Annotated in this window: 12 protein-coding genes; 8 read left to right on the forward strand and 4 right to left on the reverse strand. The window is 63.8% G+C overall.

What is annotated here, in order from left to right:
• The first annotated feature begins 27 nt into the window (after positions 1-27).
• Positions 28-2,538: a TonB-dependent receptor domain-containing protein gene (locus AC0KVN_RS21310; protein WP_483656377.1), complete on the forward strand. Its 2,511-nt coding sequence runs from the start codon at positions 28-30 to the stop codon at positions 2,536-2,538.
• A 75-nt stretch (positions 2,539-2,613) separates the two neighbouring features.
• On the opposite strand, the gene AC0KVN_RS21315 is transcribed toward AC0KVN_RS21310, so the two are convergent.
• Positions 2,614-3,627, reverse strand: a complete 1,014-nt coding sequence (locus AC0KVN_RS21315; RefSeq protein ID WP_435567963.1) for a LacI family DNA-binding transcriptional regulator — start codon at positions 3,625-3,627, stop codon at positions 2,614-2,616.
• Positions 3,628-3,680: 53 nt separating this feature from the next.
• Positions 3,681-4,994: an MFS transporter gene (locus AC0KVN_RS21320; protein ID WP_435567962.1), complete on the reverse strand. Its 1,314-nt coding sequence runs from the start codon at positions 4,992-4,994 to the stop codon at positions 3,681-3,683.
• A 364-nt stretch (positions 4,995-5,358) separates the two neighbouring features.
• Between AC0KVN_RS21320 and paoA the strand changes: the two genes are divergently transcribed.
• The 7 genes from paoA (at position 5,359) to AC0KVN_RS21355 (ending at position 14,166) form a co-directional block, all read left to right on the forward strand.
• Positions 5,359-5,994 (forward strand): aldehyde dehydrogenase iron-sulfur subunit PaoA, encoded by a 636-nt coding sequence (gene paoA / locus AC0KVN_RS21325; protein ID WP_435567961.1) that lies wholly within the window; start codon positions 5,359-5,361, stop codon positions 5,992-5,994.
• The gene (locus AC0KVN_RS21330; RefSeq protein ID WP_010336012.1) at positions 5,991-6,941 is read left to right on the forward strand and encodes an FAD binding domain-containing protein; all 951 of its coding nucleotides are present in this window, start codon (positions 5,991-5,993) and stop codon (positions 6,939-6,941) included. Before paoA ends, AC0KVN_RS21330 begins: the two co-directional genes overlap by 4 nt.
• A 4-nt stretch (positions 6,942-6,945) precedes the next feature.
• Complete coding sequence (gene paoC / locus AC0KVN_RS21335) at positions 6,946-9,147, forward strand: aldehyde oxidoreductase molybdenum-binding subunit PaoC (protein WP_313229542.1); 2,202 nt, start codon at positions 6,946-6,948, stop codon at positions 9,145-9,147.
• A 20-nt stretch (positions 9,148-9,167) separates the two neighbouring features.
• Positions 9,168-9,767 carry a cysteine hydrolase family protein gene (locus AC0KVN_RS21340; RefSeq protein ID WP_435567960.1) on the forward strand — a complete coding sequence of 200 codons (600 nt, stop codon included), beginning with the start codon at positions 9,168-9,170 and terminating at the stop codon, positions 9,765-9,767.
• A gap of 183 nt (positions 9,768-9,950) precedes the next feature.
• Positions 9,951-11,633: an ATP-binding cassette domain-containing protein gene (locus tag AC0KVN_RS21345; protein ID WP_435567959.1), complete on the forward strand. Its 1,683-nt coding sequence runs from the start codon at positions 9,951-9,953 to the stop codon at positions 11,631-11,633.
• Positions 11,630-12,700, forward strand: a complete 1,071-nt coding sequence (locus AC0KVN_RS21350; RefSeq protein ID WP_435567958.1) for an efflux RND transporter periplasmic adaptor subunit — start codon at positions 11,630-11,632, stop codon at positions 12,698-12,700. The genes AC0KVN_RS21345 and AC0KVN_RS21350 overlap by 4 nt, the downstream gene beginning before the upstream one ends.
• 2 nt (positions 12,701-12,702) lie before the next feature.
• Positions 12,703-14,166: a TolC family protein gene (locus AC0KVN_RS21355; RefSeq protein ID WP_483656378.1), complete on the forward strand. Its 1,464-nt coding sequence runs from the start codon at positions 12,703-12,705 to the stop codon at positions 14,164-14,166.
• Positions 14,167-14,190: 24 nt separating this feature from the next.
• Here the strand turns inward: AC0KVN_RS21355 and AC0KVN_RS21360 are convergent, their stop codons facing one another.
• Both AC0KVN_RS21360 and AC0KVN_RS21365 read right to left on the reverse strand, forming a co-directional pair.
• Complete coding sequence (locus tag AC0KVN_RS21360; protein WP_435567956.1) at positions 14,191-15,378, reverse strand: GNAT family N-acetyltransferase; 1,188 nt, start codon at positions 15,376-15,378, stop codon at positions 14,191-14,193.
• The gene (locus tag AC0KVN_RS21365) at positions 15,375-16,211 is read right to left on the reverse strand and encodes a transcription factor jumonji, JmjC (protein WP_435567955.1); all 837 of its coding nucleotides are present in this window, start codon (positions 16,209-16,211) and stop codon (positions 15,375-15,377) included. Before AC0KVN_RS21365 ends, AC0KVN_RS21360 begins: the two co-directional genes overlap by 4 nt.
• Positions 16,212-16,537 lie beyond the last annotated feature (326 nt).

Genomic DNA, 16,537 nt, shown 5'->3' on the forward strand with positions numbered 1-16,537 from the left:
ATGCGTGGCGGCCCTAAGGAGGGGATGATGAAGACCAGCTTTCAGCCAAGCCGCATTTCCACGTTCGCGCTGGCCATGGCCTGCCTTGGCGGGCCTGCCCTGGCGCAGGATGCCGCACCTGCCGAAGCGCAGGCGGCAGCCGCCGGTAATGCCGAACCCGTCAACGGCGAGGATATTGTCGTGACCGCCGCAGCCGGCGACAAGTCGCGGTTCCGATCGTCCATTTCGGTGTCGCAGGTCAGCCAGGAGGCGATCCAGAATTTCACGCCGCGCTCCGAAGCCGAAGTGCTGCGCTCCATCCCCGGCCTCCAGCCCTCCGATACGGCGGGGCCGGGCGGCAACGCCAATATCGGCGTGCGCGGCATCCCGGTTTCGACCGGCGGATCGGAATATGTCGCGCTGCAGGAGGACGGCCTGCCCGTCACCCTGTTCGGCGACATCCAGTTCGGCAACAACGACTATTGGCTGCGCTTCGACCAGAATGTCGAGCGGGTGGAAGCCGTGCGCGGCGGCTCCGCCTCCACCTTCGCCAGTCAGGCGCCCGGCGCTGTCGTCAACTATATCAGCAAGACAGGCGAGAAGGAGGGCGGCTCGATCGGCCTGTCCAAGGGCGTCGGTTTCCGCGAGACGCGCGTCGATTTCGACTATGGCGGCCCGATCAGCGACACGCTGCGCTTCCATGTCGGCGGCTATGCCCGTGAAGGCGGCGGCCCGACCAATGAGGATTTCAACATCCTGCGCGGCTATCAGGTGAAGGCCAATCTGACCAAGGATCTGGGCGATGGCCGGGGCTATATCCGATTCAACTTCAAACGGCTGGACGAACAGGCGCCGACCAACACCACCATGCCGTCGCTGGTGACGATCGATGGCAACAAGATCACTAATTTCAAGCCATTGCCGGGCTTCGACGCGCGAGACGGATCGACCTATTCCATCTACCAGCGCAGCTTCCAATATGTCGACACCAACGGCGTACTCAAAAATGCCGATGTGGAGGGCATCCATCCCCGCGTCACCTCCGTCGGGGCACAATTCCATTATGAGCTGAGCGACGCGCTGACCGTCGACAATAATTTCCGCTACACCGACATGAGCGGCAATTTCACCACCCAGTTCCTGAATGTCGCGACGACCGCGAGCGTGCGGGGATCGACCGTCAACGGGCAGACGGTGGGGGCGATCCGCTACGCGGCGGGACCGAGCATGGGGCAGGCCTATACCGGCACTTATCTGAACAATAATCCGAACATCAACACGGTGATGAAGGATATGGGCAGCATCGCCAATAATCTGGCGCTGACCGGCAGGTTCGATGTCGGTGCGGGCAAGATCACGGTGCAGGCGGGCTGGTTCCACATGAGCCAGAACATCGTCCAGGACTGGCATGTGAACCGCCAATATAGCGCGCTGGAAGGCGAAAATGCCGCGCCGCTCAATCTCTATTCCACCACCGGCACGCAGATCACCGCAGCGGGCCAGGCGGGCTTCAACGACAATTGGGGCAGTTGCTGCGCCCGCAGTGTAGACCTCAAATATACCGATGATGCACCTTTCCTGTCGGCCAATTATTCGGGCGGCGGCTTTGACCTCGACGCCAGCGTGCGCTTCGATCGGGTGCGCGGCGAAGGCACGGCGCAGGCGGGCGTCGTTGGCCCCGATTATATCGTCAGCGATGAAGTGGGCAGCGCGACCATCCCTTCCATGGTGCCGGGCGGCGCGATCGAGCGGATCAATTACCGGCGCAGCTATACCAGCTGGTCGTTCGGTGCGCTCTATGCCTTCGACAGCAGCACCAGCATCTTCGCCCGTGCCAGCCGGGGCGGGCGCTTCAACGCCGACCGGCGCACGCTGGGCGGGAATTTCAATGCCGACGGGTCGCTCAACAGCCAGGGTGCCAGCACGGCAATCAACTTCCTCAATCAGCAGGAAGTGGGCGTGAAGCATCGTGGCTTCGTCGGTGGGTCGGGCAATTATTCGGTGGAAGTCACCGGATTTCGCTCGACCCTCACCGAAAATAATTACGACTTTACCCGGATCAACAATCCGCCGCCGAACAATGATCCCAACATCTCCAACGACTATCGCTCCTGGGGCGTGGAACTGACCGGGCGCCTCAATCTCGGCAATTTCCGCCTGGCGGTCGATGCGACCTGGGTGAACCCGAAGATCAAGGACAGCGCAACGGCGGCGTTGGTCGGCAACCGGCCCGGTGGCATTCCCAAGCTCACCTATCTGATCTCGCCATCCTATGATGCGGGCCTGTTCGCGGTCGGCCTGTCGGCCAGCGGGCAGTCGAGCGCACCCAATGACGACTTCAATCTCTACACCGTGCGCGGCACGACCTTCTTCAATGGCTTCGTGAAGGTGCGACCGATCGAGAATCTGGAACTGGGCCTCAACGCCAATAATCTGTTCGATACGCTTGGCTATCGTGGTGGCGGGCAGTTGCTGCCGATCAGCGCAACGACTGGCATCTTCCAGAATAGCGCGGTCTATGGCCGCACCGTGACGGCTTCGATCCGCTATAATTTCTGACCCGATCCGACGCCGAAACGCATGTTTCGGCTACCTCGAAGGCCCGGCTCCCTCAAGGCGCCGGGCCTTTTCTTGTCAGCTTGATTCCCGGATTACGATCTCCGGCGCGATCTGGATCGATCCGACCTCCTCGCCTGCGAGCCGCTGACACAACTGCTCGACCAGCAGGGTGGCGCCGCGCTGGATATCCTGCCGAATGGTGGTGAGAGGAGGGTTGGACAGTCGTGCCAGCGGCACATCGTCAAAGCCCACGACCGACAACTGGTCGGGCACGCGGATATCCTGTTCGGCGGCGGCGGTGATGATGCTCATGGCGGTCACGTCGGACGCGGCAAACACGCCATCGGGGCGATGGCCCGCCGCAAAATAGTCGGCCGCCACGCGATAGCTGGCCTCCGGCGTGACATGCGCATGAACCAGTTCGACCCGATCGCGCGCATCGGCGGGCAGGGCGGACAGAAAGCCTTCATAGCGGGCGGCAAATTCGGGCACTGCGACATTGCCGAAAAAGGCGAACTTGCCGCGTCCACGCTCCAGCAGATGGCGGGCCGCCAGCGCGCCGCCGGCGACATTGTCGGTTCCGATCGTCAGATACTGATTGCGCTCGGCATGGGCGCCCCAGATCACCAGCGGGCGATAATGGCTCGCGGTACGGTCCAGCACGGCGCTCTGGTCGGACTGGCCGATGATGATGACGCCATCGACCCGGCCGGAGCGGATGAAGGCGTCCAACCAATCCTCGCCATCGGGCAGGACGCGCGACAGCAACAGGTCATAGCCGCGCTCCGTCAGTTCGTCGGCCAGAAAGCCCAGCATCGCCATGAAGAAAGGGTCGGACAGATGCTGCCCGCGCTCATGACCCAGGGGCAGCAGGACAGCGATCGCCCCGGTGCGGCCCAGTCGCAGATTCTGCGCAGCGACATTCAACTGGAAGCCATGCCGGGCCGCCAGTTCCTGAATACGGCGGCGGGTATCCTTGTTGAGCGCGCCCTTCGACGTCAGCGCACGCGATACCGTCGATACCGAGACGCCGGCGATCCGGGCGAGGTCGGTTATGCTTCGGACAGGTTCGTTCTGATGATCCGTCATGGCCTATCGTCTAGGCCAGGGAAGGACGGGGGACAATCCGGATCGCGGCTGTATCAACTCTTTCGAGGTTTCCTGACGATCAGGGTGGCAGCTCCGGCGGCGATCATCATCACACCGCTCATCAACAGGATGTTACGCGGATCGCTGCCCAGCAGCGGACGGTAGATGACCGGTACGATCAGTGTTTCAAGCAGCATGGGAATGACGATGAACATGTTGAAAATGCCCATATAGACCCCGGTCCGCTCGGGCGGGATGGCGTTGGCCAGCATGACATAGGGATTGCCCATCATGCTGGCCCAGCCAATGCCGATGCCGATCATCAGCAGAAACAGGTGGGTGCGATCACTGGTGCCTGGGATGGCCAGCATCGCGGCACCGGACAAGGCTACGGCCACGGCATGGACATAATGCGGCCCGATCCGCCGACTGAGCGGCACCATGGCGAAGGCGGCGAGGAAGGCGACGGCATTGTAGAGCGCGCCCGCCTGGCCGGTGAGTAGCACAGCTTGGCGGAAGCCGCTGCTCGCTGGATCGGCAGTGTCGAAGATCGCGCGGGCCAGCGCGAAGCTGATGAACTGCCAATAGGCGAACATCGCGAACCATTGCAGCAGCATCGACAGGGCAAGCTGGCGCATGGCGACGGGCATGTCGCGCACCGCCGCGATGAAGTCGCGCAGCGCCGTGCCGAAGGACAAGCGCTCGCCGCGCATGCGCGCCATCTCGTCCGCTGGCAGCGGCAGTTCGGGCACGCGCAGCACGGACCACAGGATCGTCGAAATGGAAATGACCGCACCGACCAGAAAGGCTATCCGCGTGATGTCGGGTATGCCGTTCGCATCGACCAGATCGGCGTCGAAGCCCCACCACACCAGCAGCGTCGGCGCCAGATAGGACAGCGTCTGGGCAAGGCCGGTAAAGGCACTTTGCGTCAGGAAACCGACTGATCGCTGGCTCTCATTCAGTCGATCGCTGACATAGGCGCGATAGGGCTCCATGGTGATGTTGTTTGCCGCATCCAGCATCCAGAGCAGGCTGGCTGCAAACCAGAGCGTCGGGCTGTAGGGCATCATCAGCAGGCCTAGGCTGCACAATATGGCGCCGATCAGGAAATAGGGCGTGCGCCGCCCCCAGCGGCTGACCGTCCGGTCGCTCAATGCGCCCACGATCGGTTGCACGAGCAGGCCGGTAACCGGCCCCGCCAGCCAGAGCAGCGGCAAATGCGCTTCATCCGCGCCAAGATAGCGATAGATCGGCCCCATATTGGCCTGTTGCAGGCCAAAGGAGAATTGGATGCCGAGGAAACCGAGATTCATTTCGACGATGCGTGACAGATGCATTCGTGGTTTGCTGGCTCTGTCCCGCATATATCCTCTCCGTCGCCCTTGCGACCTTTCTGACGTCGATCATACAGAGTGATTATGGATATGCAAACGTTTGCTTATTCTGTGAGGCAGTATTTTCGAGGCAGTATTTTCGAACCCAAATAGCTGGAGATTTATTGGCTGGATCGGCCGGGGAGGGGGCGCTCTGCATGATGGACAGCCATCGGAAGCTGTTGCAATCTTCGCGGCATTCATGATCCCTGATCATGACATCATGCCGATCATCGCATGAACCTGAACGGCCTCTCCTGTGTTATCCTCCATCTGGGTAGATGGCAGGCCGGAAGACGGCCGCCAGTTTTTTCTTCGATAGAGCGCGCAGCCAGCGTCTGCAGGGGAGATTTTTATGGCCGATTTTCCGGATATGGGCGTGTCGCGACGTGGCATATTGGCGGGCGGCGCCGCCTCCGCGACGGTTGCCGTCATTCCAGCACCAGTACAGGCACAGCCGTCTCCCGCTGCGCCGCCGCCCATGATGGCGGTGGATTTCATCGTGAATGGCAAGCGGCAGCAGTTGAAGCTCGACACCCGCACGACATTGCTCGACGCGCTGCGCGAACATCTCAAGCTGACCGGCACCAAGAAGGGCTGCGATCATGGCCAGTGCGGCGCCTGCACCGTGATGGTCAACGGCACCCGCATCAACAGCTGCCTAAGCCTGGCGCTGCAGCATCAGGGCGACGAGATCACCACGATCGAAGGGCTGGGCATGCCCGACAACCTCCATCCGATGCAGGCGGCCTTCATCGCCCATGACGGCTATCAGTGCGGCTATTGCACGCCGGGGCAAATCTGCTCCGCCGTTGCCGTGCTCAAGGAAATCGAGCAGGGCGTTCCCAGCCATGTCCAGGCGGACATCACCCGCGCCCCGGACTATTCCAATATCGAGATGCGCGAGCGGATGAGCGGCAATCTCTGCCGTTGCGGCGCCTATTCCAACATTGCCGAGGCCATGGCGCAGGTCGCGGGAGCAAAGGCATGAAGAGCTTCACCTATGAACGGGCGAAGACGCCCGAGCAGGCCGCCGCGGCCGTGGCCGGCCGGCCAGGCGCCAAATATCTGGCTGGCGGCACCAATTTGCTCGACCTGATGAAGCTGGAGATCGAGACGCCGACCCATCTGGTCGATGTCCAGGATCTGAAGCTCGACCGGATCGAGAAGACGGCGGAGGGCGGGCTGCGGATCGGCGCGCTCGTCACCAACACGGCGCTGGCGTCGGACATGGCGGTCCGCCGCGACTATGGCGTCCTTGCCCGTGCGATCGTCGCCGGCGCCAGCGGCCAGTTGCGCAACAAGGCAACGACGGCCGGGAACCTGCTGCAGCGAACCCGCTGCCCCTATTTCTACGACACCAACATGCCCTGCAACAAACGCCGGCCCGGCACCGGCTGCGCGGCGATCGGCGGCTTTTCCCGACAGCTTGCCGTCATCGGTTCGTCGGATCAGTGCATCGCCACCTATCCCGGCGACATGGGCGTGGCGCTGCGCCTGCTCGATGCGAAGGTCGAGACGGTGAAGGCCGATGGCGCAAAGCGCGCAATCGATTTTGCCGACTTCCATCGCCTGCCCGGCAATGAGCCGCAGCGCGACAATGTGCTGGAGGCTGGCGAACTGATCACCGCCGTCACCTTGCCCAAGCCGATCGGCGGCACCCAGCTCTATTACAAGGTGCGCGACCGGGCCTCCTATGCCTTCGCGCTGGTTTCGGTCGCCACCGTCATCCAGAAGGACGGTAGCGGACGCGTGGCATTTGGCGGCGTCGCCCATCGGCCATGGCGGGTGGAAGCGGCCGAAGCCGCCTTTCCCGGCGGCGCCCGCGCCGTAACCGAGAAGGTCTTTGCCGATGCCCGTCCGACCGAGGACAACAGGTTCAAGCTGAAACTGGCCGAGCGGACGCTGGCGTCGCTCATGGCCCAGGCGAGGAGTTGATCCCATGAAATTCGATGCCCCCGCCAAGGCCAATCTGTTCGATCAGGCCAAGATCGTCGGCAAGTCGACGCCCCGGATCGACGGCCCGCTCAAGACCACCGGCCAGGCGCCCTATGCCGCCGAACGCCATGATGTCATCGCCAACCAGGCCTATGGCTTCGTCGTCGGATCGGCCATCGCCAAGGGACGGATCGCGGCGATGGACACCAGTCTCGCGCGCGCGGCGCCGGGCGTGATCGCGATCGTCACCGCCCCCGATACCAAGCCGGTCGGCAAGGGCATGATGAATTATGCCCCGCTGTTCGGCGGCAGCGACATCCATCATTATCATCAGGCGATCGCCTGCGTGGTGGCCGAAAGCTTCGAGCAAGCGCGCGCCGCCGCGGCGCTCATCCGCACCGATTATGTGCGCGACAAGGGCGTGTTCGATTTTCCTGCCGTTGCCCCGGCCGCGCCGCTGGCCAAGGGGCAGGGGGGCAAGCCCGACACCAGCAGTCAGGGCGATTTCGCCGCCGCCTTCGCCGCAGCGCCGGTGAAGCTCGACGCGCGGTACAGCACGGCGAACGAAAGCCATTCGATGATGGAACCGTTCGCTACCATCGCCGCCTGGGACGGCGACAGGCTGACGCTCTGGACGTCCAACCAGATGATCGCCTGGGCCAAGCAGAGCATGAGCAAGATCCTGGGCATCGACCCTGCCAATGTGCGGGTGGATTCGCCCTATATTGGCGGCGGTTTCGGCGGCAAGCTGTTCGTGCGGGCGGATGCCGTGCTGGCGGCGCTGGGTGCCAAGGCGGCCGGACGGCCGGTCAAGATTGCCGTGCAGCGCCCGCTGATGGCCAATAACGCGACCCATCGTCAGGCGACGATCCAGCGCATCCGTATCGGCGCGGAGCGCGACGGGCGGATCACGGCGATCGGGCATGAAAACTGGTCGAGCAACATCAACGGCACGGATGGCGAGGATGGCACGGCGCAGACGCCCAAAGTCTATGCCGGCGCCAATCGCATGACCGCCAATCATGTCGCCATGCTCGATCTGCCGGAAGGCAATGCGATGCGCGCGCCCGGCGAGGCACCGGGGCATCTGGCGCTGGAAGTGGCGATCGACGAACTGGCCGAAAAGCTCGGCATGGACCCGATCGAACTGCGCATCCGCAATGAGCCCGAAGGGACAGTGCCTGCCAATGCGACCCAGCGCATTTCCGATCGCAATCTGGTCCGCTGCCTGCGCGAAGGGGCGGAGCGGTTCGGTTGGGCGCAGCGCAGCGCCAGGCCGGGGCAGCGCCGCGAGGGCGCCTGGCTGATCGGCATGGGCGTCGCAGCGGGCTATCGCGGCGGGCCGACGGCGACGTCCGGCGCGCGCGCGCGGCTCGGCACGGATGGCCGTATCACCATCGAAACCGACATGACCGACATCGGTACCGGCAGTTACACGATCATCGCCCAGACCGCGGCGGAAACCATGGGCGTGCCGCTCGATCGGGTCCAGGTGGTGCTGGGCGATTCCGATTTCCCCGCCTCATCGGGGTCGGGCGGCCAATGGGGCGCGGCCAGTTCGACCGCCGGCGTCTATGCCGCCTGCGTGGCGTTGCGCCGCGCGATCGGCCAGAAACTGGGGTTCGACGCCGATAGCGCGACTTTCGCCGACGGCCGGATCGATGCGGGCGGTCGCCGCATGGCGCTGACCGATGCTGGTGCCCTTACGGCGGAGGATGAAATCAGCTTCGGCGATTTCAAGAAGGGCTATGACGTCGGCACCTATGCCGGCCATTTCGCCGAAGTCGCGGTCAACGCCTATACCGGGGAAACCCGCATACGCCGCATGCTGGCGGTGTGCGATGCCGGCCGCATCCTCAATCCGCTGTCGGCGCGCAGCCAGGTGATCGGTGCCATGGTCATGTCGGCCGGCTCCGCCTTGATGGAGGAACTGGCGGTCGACACCCGCTTCGGCTTCTTCGTCAATCACGACCTTGCCGGCTATGAAGTGCCGGTCCACGCCGACATCCCGCATCAGGAATGCATCTTCCTCGACACGCTCGACCCGGTGGTCTCGCCGTTGAAGGCGAAGGGGGTGGGGGAACTGGGCATATGCGGCCCCGGATCGGCGATCGCCAACGCCATCTACAATGCCACCGGCATCCGCGTGCGCGACTATCCGCTGACGCTCGACAAATATCTCGACCAGATGCCCGACATCGCCTGACCCTTAACCGGAGCAACAGCATGAAGCCGGACAAGACCGCCATCGTCCTGATCGAATATCAGAATGATTTCGTCAGCGAGGGCGGTGCCCAGCATGAGGCGGTGCGGGACGTGATGCGCGCCACCAGCATGCTGGCGAACAGCGTCGCCCTGCTGGATGGCGCGCGCCAGGCGGGGCTCACCATCCTTCATGTGCCGATCAGCTTTGCGGAGGGCTATCCCGAACTGTCGACCCGCCCCTATGGCATCCTTGCCGGCGTGATCGCCGCCAAGGCCTTTCGCCGGGGTAGCTGGGGCGCGCAGATTGCCGATGCCATGGCGCCGATCGATGGCGAGATCGTGGTGGAGGGCAAGCGCGGCCTGGACTGTTTCGCCAGCACCAATATAGACTTCATCCTGCGCCAGCATGGCATCACGCACCTGGCCATCGGCGGCTTTCTCACCAATTGCTGCGTCGAATCCACCATGCGCTCCGCCTATGAGCGGGGCTATCATGTCGCGACGCTGATCGACTGCTGCGCCACCATCGGCGAGGAGGAACAGCGCGTCGCCATCACCAAGGATTTCCCGATGTTCTCGCTGCCAATGACCGGGCGGGATTTCCTCGCGCAATTTGGCTGAAGGACCGATCTGTCCCCTCCAGAGCGGGGGACTTCTGGCGGGAGGGCAGCATTTGCCCTGATGCCTGCACCATTCTGCAAACGCTTCATAAGTTTATGTTGCTGTGCAGCATAAGTCATTGTGGGCCGTAATCGCCGCGGTTAGGGGCGCTTTCGATGAGGCTGGCAGGGAACAGGTGTCGAGTTGGCGAGTGAGCGTTTCGGCTTGCGGCAGGCGGCCGCGTGGCTGTCGGAGGTGGTGGGGCCTGACCGCAGCTATGTGAATGTCGGGATCGTCTATACGGTAGCGATCAGCCTGTTGTCGCTGGCCACCCCCATCTCCGTGCAACTGCTGATCAACTCGGTGGCGCGCACCGCTTTGGTCGCGCCCTTGTGGATCCTGTCCGGCGTGCTGCTGGCGCTGCTGCTGGTCGTGGCGGGGCTGAGCGCGCTGCGCGTCTATCTGCTCGCGATCTTCGAACGCCGCATCTTTGCGCGGGTGGTCGCGGAAATCACCGTGCGCGCGGTGCATGCGCAGAACCCCTTCTTCGTCGATGAAAGCCGGGGCAGCCTGTTCAATCGCTATTTCGACATGGTGATCGTCCAGAAATCGGTGCCCAGCCTGGTGATCGGCGCCTTCACCATCGTGCTGCAGGGGGCAGTGGGCCTGGTGGTGACCAGCTTCTACCATCCCTTCTTCCTGGCCTTCAACCTGGTGCTGGTAACGGTGTGCCTGATGATCTGGCTGGCCTGGCGGCATGGCGCGATCACCGGCGCGGTGGGCGTGAGCCATGCCAAGCATAATGCCGCGCACTGGCTGGAAAGCGTCGGCGGTTCCAACGGTTTCTACAAGTCGGCCCGGCACCTGAATTTCGCGATGGATCGCTCCGAAACGGTCATTGCCGACTATATCGCCGCGCATCGCCGTTATTTCCGCTACAGTTTCGCGCAGACGCTGGGTTATTTTCTGGTCTATGCCTTCGCGGCGGCTGCCTTGCTCGCGCTCGGCGGTAATCTGATCCTGGCCGGCCAGCTTTCGATCGGGCAGCTGGTCGCGGCGGAACTGATCCTGTCCGGCGTCTTCTACGGCATCTACCAGCTCGGTTCCTATCTCGACACCTTCTATGATCTGGTCGCAAGCAGCGAGGAATTATCGCAGATTTTGGCCATCCCGCAGGAGCGGCTTGGCCAGCGCGGGGAGGCGCCGCAGGACGGATCGGTCCGCTTCCGCGATGTCGAGATCGACAAGGCCCAGCTCAATTTCGAGATTGCGAGCGGCGAACAGGCGGTGATCCTTGCCGAACCGGGCATGGAAAGCGCCCTGGCGCTGCTGCTCAAGCGCCACGCCGCGCCCGACAGCGGCATCGTCCTGATCGGCGGCAGTGAACTGGGCAGTTTCGACATGTATCTGCTGCGATCGGCGGTGATGGTGCTCAATCGCCCGACCATCATCGATGTCACCCTGCGCGAATATCTCTCGTTCGCCGAAGGTCGCTACATGGATGGGGCGCGGATCATGAACGCGCTGGAACGGGTGGGCCTGGGCGCGCGGCTCGCCAGGCTGCCGCACGGGCTGGATACCCAGCTCGCCAGCTCCGGCTCGCCGCTGTCGATCGTCGAAGTGATGCAGCTCAAGCTTGCCAATGCCTTGCTCAGCCGTCCGCGCGTACTGCTGTTGTCGCAACTTTACGACATGATGCCGATTGCCAGCCTCAAGGCGACATTGGCCGAGTTGCGGGCAGCGGGCACGACCGTGCTGCTCAGCAGCGGGCGCCCCGAAGCGCTCGACCTCGACGCCTGGTATTGGGTTGGCGCGCGCACGCAGCAACGGTTCACCGACAAGGATGAATTTGCCCGCTTCGTCGCAGCGCGGGAGGCGCAGCCATGACGCTCGATCGCGCCCAGGCCGAACATTTTCCATCGCTCGACCAGTTGCGGCCGCCCCGACTGGTGACGACCGTCGCCTGGCTCATTCTGCTGGGCGTCCTGCTCGTGCTGGCGATCCTGTTCGTGCCCTGGCAGCAGACGGCGCAGGGCGGTGGTCAGGTCACGACGCTGAGCGCGCAGGACCGCGCCCGCGACGTATCCTCGCTGGTGAGCGGCCGCGTCGCCGAGTTCTACGTCAGGGACGGCGATCATGTCAGGGCCGGTGATCCGATCGTCCGGGTGGTCGATGTCGATCCCGATTTCCTCGCCCGGCTGGCGGGCGAAAAGGCACAGGTCGAGGCGCAGATCGCGGCGGTCCAGCAGGCGCGGGCGACCGCGATGATCGACGTCAATCGCACCAGCCAGCTTTATGCCGAAGGGCTGGCCGCCCGGCGCGATTATGAGCAGACCCAGATCAAGGTCGCCGATGTCGATGCGAAGCTGGCCGAAGCGCGCGCGAAGCTCAAGCAGATCGAGATCAAGCTCGCGCAAAGTTCGGCGCAGATCGTCTCTGCGCCGCGCGAAGGTCGGGTGCAGGATCTGAATGCTGCAGCGGGCGGCGCGCTGATCTCGTCCGGCACGGTGCTGGCGACGATCGCGCCCGAGAATATAACCCGCGCGGTCGAACTGTATGTCGACGGGCGCGATGTGCCGCTGGTCGAGCCGGGGCGCTCCGTGCGGCTCGAATTTGAGGGCTTCCCGGCCTTCCAGTTCAGTGGCTGGCCGGCTTTCGCTGTTGGTATCTATGACGGCCAGGTGCGGTCGGTCGATCCCACGCCGCGCACCGACGGGTTGTTCCGGATCTTGGTGGAACAGGCGCCGGGCAAGACCGCCTGGCCGGAGCGACGCTTCGTCCGTCAGGGCAGCAAGGTGCTGGGCTGGGTGCAGGGCGACACGGTGCCGGTCTGGTATGAATTGTGGCGCCAGCTCAACGATTTCCCGCTCAACTTCGGCCAGGATCAGGTGGCCGGCAAGGGCGAGGCGAAAGCGCCCAAGGACGACAAGAGTTCGATCGAGAAGAAGAAGTGACGATGTGGCGCGCAATGGCGCTGCCCATGCTGGTCGCGGCCATGGGTGCGGGCACCCTGCCGTGCGCGGCTGGTGAGGCCCTCTCGGTCGATGCGACGCCCGCGCCGACCGCAGGGCAGCCCTCGACGCCGCTGACGCTGGACGAGGTGCTGCAATCCTCGGCCCGCTCGGCGCCCGATATCATTGCCGCTCTGGCGCGCGCGCGTCAGGCCGAAGGGCGCGCGATCAGCGCACAGGGCGCCTTCGACACGGTGTTTTCCGTGGATGCCCGCAGCCGGGTCGAGGGCTATTATGACGGCACGCTGATCGACAGCAAGGTCGAACGCCCGCTGACCGGCAATGGCGGCTATGTCTATGGCCAATATCGCAATTCGCGCGGGGATTTCCCGGTTTATGAAGACAAGGCCTATACCAATCGCGCGGGCGAGCTGAAGATCGGGGCACTCTATGCCCTGATGCGGGATCGCCTGATCGACGCGCGGCGATCCGCATCGCAAATCGCCGGCAATGACATCGATATCGCGCGCTTCGAAACGCGGGCGACCGCGATCGGCGTGCAGGCGCGCGCCATTGCCGCCTATCAGAAATGGGTGGCGAGCGGCCTCAAGCTCAAGGCCTATGAGGCGCTCTACGATCTGGCCGAAAGCCGCAGCCACGGCATTGCGCGCCAGGTGCAGCTGGGTGCCAAGTCCGCGATATTGCTGACCGAAAACGAAGCCAACATGGTCAAGCGCGAGGCGCTGGTGGTGCAGGCGCGACAGGAGTTCATGGCGGCGGCCAACAGCTTCTCACTCTATTATCGCGATGCGGACGGATTGCCGATCCTCGTCGATGCCGCGCGCCTGCCCGCGTCCGCTACCGCGTTCGACGGCCTGCGGATCAACCCATTGTTCGCAATAGAGGATCGCCCCGACTTCGGCATCCTGCTGGAGGAAATCGACAACGCCTCGGTCAAGCTGGCGCTGGCCGAGAACGACACCCGCCCCAAGCTGGATTTCGAGGGACAGGTCGCTAAGGATGTCGGTGCCCAGGGGCTGGGTGGCTATAGCCGCACGCCGCTGGAGGTGATCGTCGGCGTGACCTTCAAAGTGCCGCTGCAGAACCGCAAGGCGAGGGGCAAGGTCGCCGAGAGCCAGGCGAAGATCGACGAACTCACCGTCAAGCAGCGCTATCTGGCGGAAAAGATCCGCACCGAAGTGGCCGGCATCGGCATCGAGGTCGACGCCGCGCGCGTGCTGGTCGATACGACCCGGCGGCAGCGCGACTTGGCCGAACGACTGGCCCAGGCCGAGCGGCGGCGCTTCGATCTGGGGTCGAGCGACTTCTTCCTGGTCAATAGTCGCGAGGAAGCGGCCACCGATGCGGCGGTCAAGCTGATCGAGGCGCAGGCGCGCATCGCCGCGGCCCAGGCCGAAATGGCGGCGGCAACGGCCGATGACCGGGCGCTGGGACTGGATCGCAGCTAGGCGGCATGTCGCTGCGACCTGGCGTCAGGTCGCCGGTCGATCGGGAAAACGGGCCTTGATCGCCGCATAGGCGGCTCTCGCCTTCATCAGGGCGTCGAACTGGACATGATGCCAGGGAGAGCCGATCGCGACGGCGCCATCGACAATCTTCCGGTTGCTGCCCCAAAGTCGATGGCAGTGCCCGGCGCCGCGTGGGACGCAACTGTCGAAGGACATGCCGGGGCGGGCCCCGATGCGATCCCTGATGTCGCGCATCAGAAGCTGGCCCGGCGCATAAGCGCGATAATCCTCGTCGAACGCCATCTTGAAGCCATGGCCCCAGATGGCGGCTTCAAACCAGCTCGACATGGCGATCGCGCGGCCCCCGACCGACAGGGTGGCGAGGCGGGCGCTGCCGTTCGCATGACCGCGTTCTATCACTTCGCAAAACAGGGCCTGGGTCGCGCCGTCGCTTGCCAATGCGCTGCCGCTACGGCCTTTCCAGCCCGATGCCTCAAGGTCCAGAAACGCGTCGATCCAGGCTGTGCATGGCGCGTCCGGCGCCAGAATGTCGATCGTGACCGGGCCATGGTCCTGTTCCAGCCGCCTCGACAGGCTGCGCAGTCGGCTCCGCATTTTCGCGTCGCCGCGGCCTTCCCCTTCCTTGCCGGCGCGATAGGCTGGACGATCATGGCAATGGATGCTGTGGAATGCTCGCCTTTCCCGTTCGCAGCGGTCGAACAGGGCGATACTGACCGGATCGTCGGCATCCAGTCCGGAGACATGCAGCATGATCTCCCCGCCTGAGCGCTGGTCCAGGAAGGCGAACAGGCTCTTCCAGAACAGGTCGGCGGACTGCGCGATGACCAGCGGCGTGCCCAGGAATTGGTTGGTCGCCGACCAGTTGCGCCAGAGGCGAACGGGCCACCGGCCGAAACGTGGTGCAGCGATCAGCGGCATGACGCCCAGCCATGGTCCATCGATGGGCGCCACGACGGCCAGTAACACGTCAGCGCCATCAGGCGCGTGGCTCAGGGCGGCGTCCATGAACCAGTCCTGCGCGAAGACATTGGCGGCCCCGGCCAGTGCCGACAGGGCTGCCCATTGCGCGCGATCATCGGCTGTCAGATCGGCATGGCGCAGGATGCGGACGGCGGGTTGGTCGGCGTCCGACATCGGCCAGGCATGGCTGGCGTCCGGTTGGAAACTGCCGGAGGCGGGAAGGTGGCTCATAACAGACCGGCCTTGCGCGCCACGCGGCACTCGATCGAGCGCCATTTGGCGGCCTTGGGCCATATCGGCACGTCGCCGGTGGGCAAGCCCCATCGCCGCAGCAGCGGATTGATCTGCATGGCATCGCCCAGCGCCTGGCTCCACTGGCTCTGCCAAGTGATCGACAGCGAAATGGATGGCTCCGCGCCCGCCCTGACCCAATGGGGCGAGGCATAGGGGATGAACAGGCCGTCGCCCGGCTGCATGGGGTGGATGTCGGCATCCGCTTCATAGGCGTCGTTCCAGGGCAGCATATTGTCGCCACCACCATAATAGGCTTCGTGCCGGTCGATCGGCAGCCATGGTGCCATCGGGCGATAGGTCGCGAACTGTTTGTCGCCCGCGATCTGGAAGAGGATATTATATTCGCAATCGAAGTGAAACGGGGTGAGCGTTCCCGGCGCGGAAATGAAGATGAACCCCCGCACCGTCAGCCCCGGACCGGTCGCTGGAGAAATTGCGGGGCCGATCTGGTCCATCAGCCTGGCCAGCAACTCGCGATAGGCGGGCAGTTGCTCGACGAAGCGGAGCATGATCCAGTTGCCGCTGGTCTGGATCGAGCGAATGACGGTGGCGACATTGGCGTCGTCGGAGCGATCCATCGCGAATTCGCCGCCATTGGGGGCATTGCCGATCCGGCGTTCGACAAATTGCGGTGGCAGGTCGATGCTGGCTTTTGCCAGGGCTTCGAACGAGAGCAGCGGATGGTCCGTCAGGCTATGCTGCAGCATGGTCGGTGACAGCGGATAGGCGCTGGCGAGAGGACCGAGACTGGACGGCGCAACAAAGCTCATGGAGGAAGTTCTTCCGCAATGACGAGATCAATTGCCGCAAACTTGTCGTGCAAGGTTGAAGATCGCGTTAAACACGATGCGCGTCTTCCAGTATATTTTCAGGCCATAAGAAGTTCAGTTTCTGTTTGGGCTGAGTTGAAATGGTGATGCGGAAATATAATTTTGGATGAAAAATGGTTGCGGCAATGATTTCTGGTCTGTTTCCGCATTGATGCGATGAAGAAGATCGTAATGCGGTGTTTTGATCGTGCCTGGTCTTAGATGCGCGCTATTCTCCCCTTGCGCGATTGTCGGATGCCGCGCTGGCGGCAACCGTGCGGCATCAT

The sequence above is a fragment of the Sphingobium sp. SG1 genome (assembly GCF_057063145.1).

What these genes read in the sequence shown, in the direction of transcription:
- AC0KVN_RS21355 (WP_483656378.1), top strand. Translation starts at nt 12,703, where the DNA reads ATGTGGCGCGCAATGGCGCTGCCCATGCTGGTCGCGGCCATGGGTGCG.
- paoC (WP_313229542.1), top strand. Translation starts at nt 6,946, where the DNA reads ATGAAATTCGATGCCCCCGCCAAGGCCAATCTGTTCGATCAGGCCAAG.
- paoA (WP_435567961.1), top strand. Translation starts at nt 5,359, where the DNA reads ATGGCCGATTTTCCGGATATGGGCGTGTCGCGACGTGGCATATTGGCG.
- AC0KVN_RS21330 (WP_010336012.1), top strand. Translation starts at nt 5,991, where the DNA reads ATGAAGAGCTTCACCTATGAACGGGCGAAGACGCCCGAGCAGGCCGCC.
- AC0KVN_RS21315 (WP_435567963.1), bottom strand. Translation starts at nt 3,627, where the DNA reads ATGACGGATCATCAGAACGAACCTGTCCGAAGCATAACCGACCTCGCC.
- AC0KVN_RS21320 (WP_435567962.1), bottom strand. Translation starts at nt 4,994, where the DNA reads ATGCGGGACAGAGCCAGCAAACCACGAATGCATCTGTCACGCATCGTC.
- AC0KVN_RS21340 (WP_435567960.1), top strand. Translation starts at nt 9,168, where the DNA reads ATGAAGCCGGACAAGACCGCCATCGTCCTGATCGAATATCAGAATGAT.
- AC0KVN_RS21365 (WP_435567955.1), bottom strand. Translation starts at nt 16,211, where the DNA reads ATGAGCTTTGTTGCGCCGTCCAGTCTCGGTCCTCTCGCCAGCGCCTAT.
- AC0KVN_RS21360 (WP_435567956.1), bottom strand. Translation starts at nt 15,378, where the DNA reads ATGAGCCACCTTCCCGCCTCCGGCAGTTTCCAACCGGACGCCAGCCAT.
- AC0KVN_RS21350 (WP_435567958.1), top strand. Translation starts at nt 11,630, where the DNA reads ATGACGCTCGATCGCGCCCAGGCCGAACATTTTCCATCGCTCGACCAG.
- AC0KVN_RS21310 (WP_483656377.1), top strand. Translation starts at nt 28, where the DNA reads ATGAAGACCAGCTTTCAGCCAAGCCGCATTTCCACGTTCGCGCTGGCC.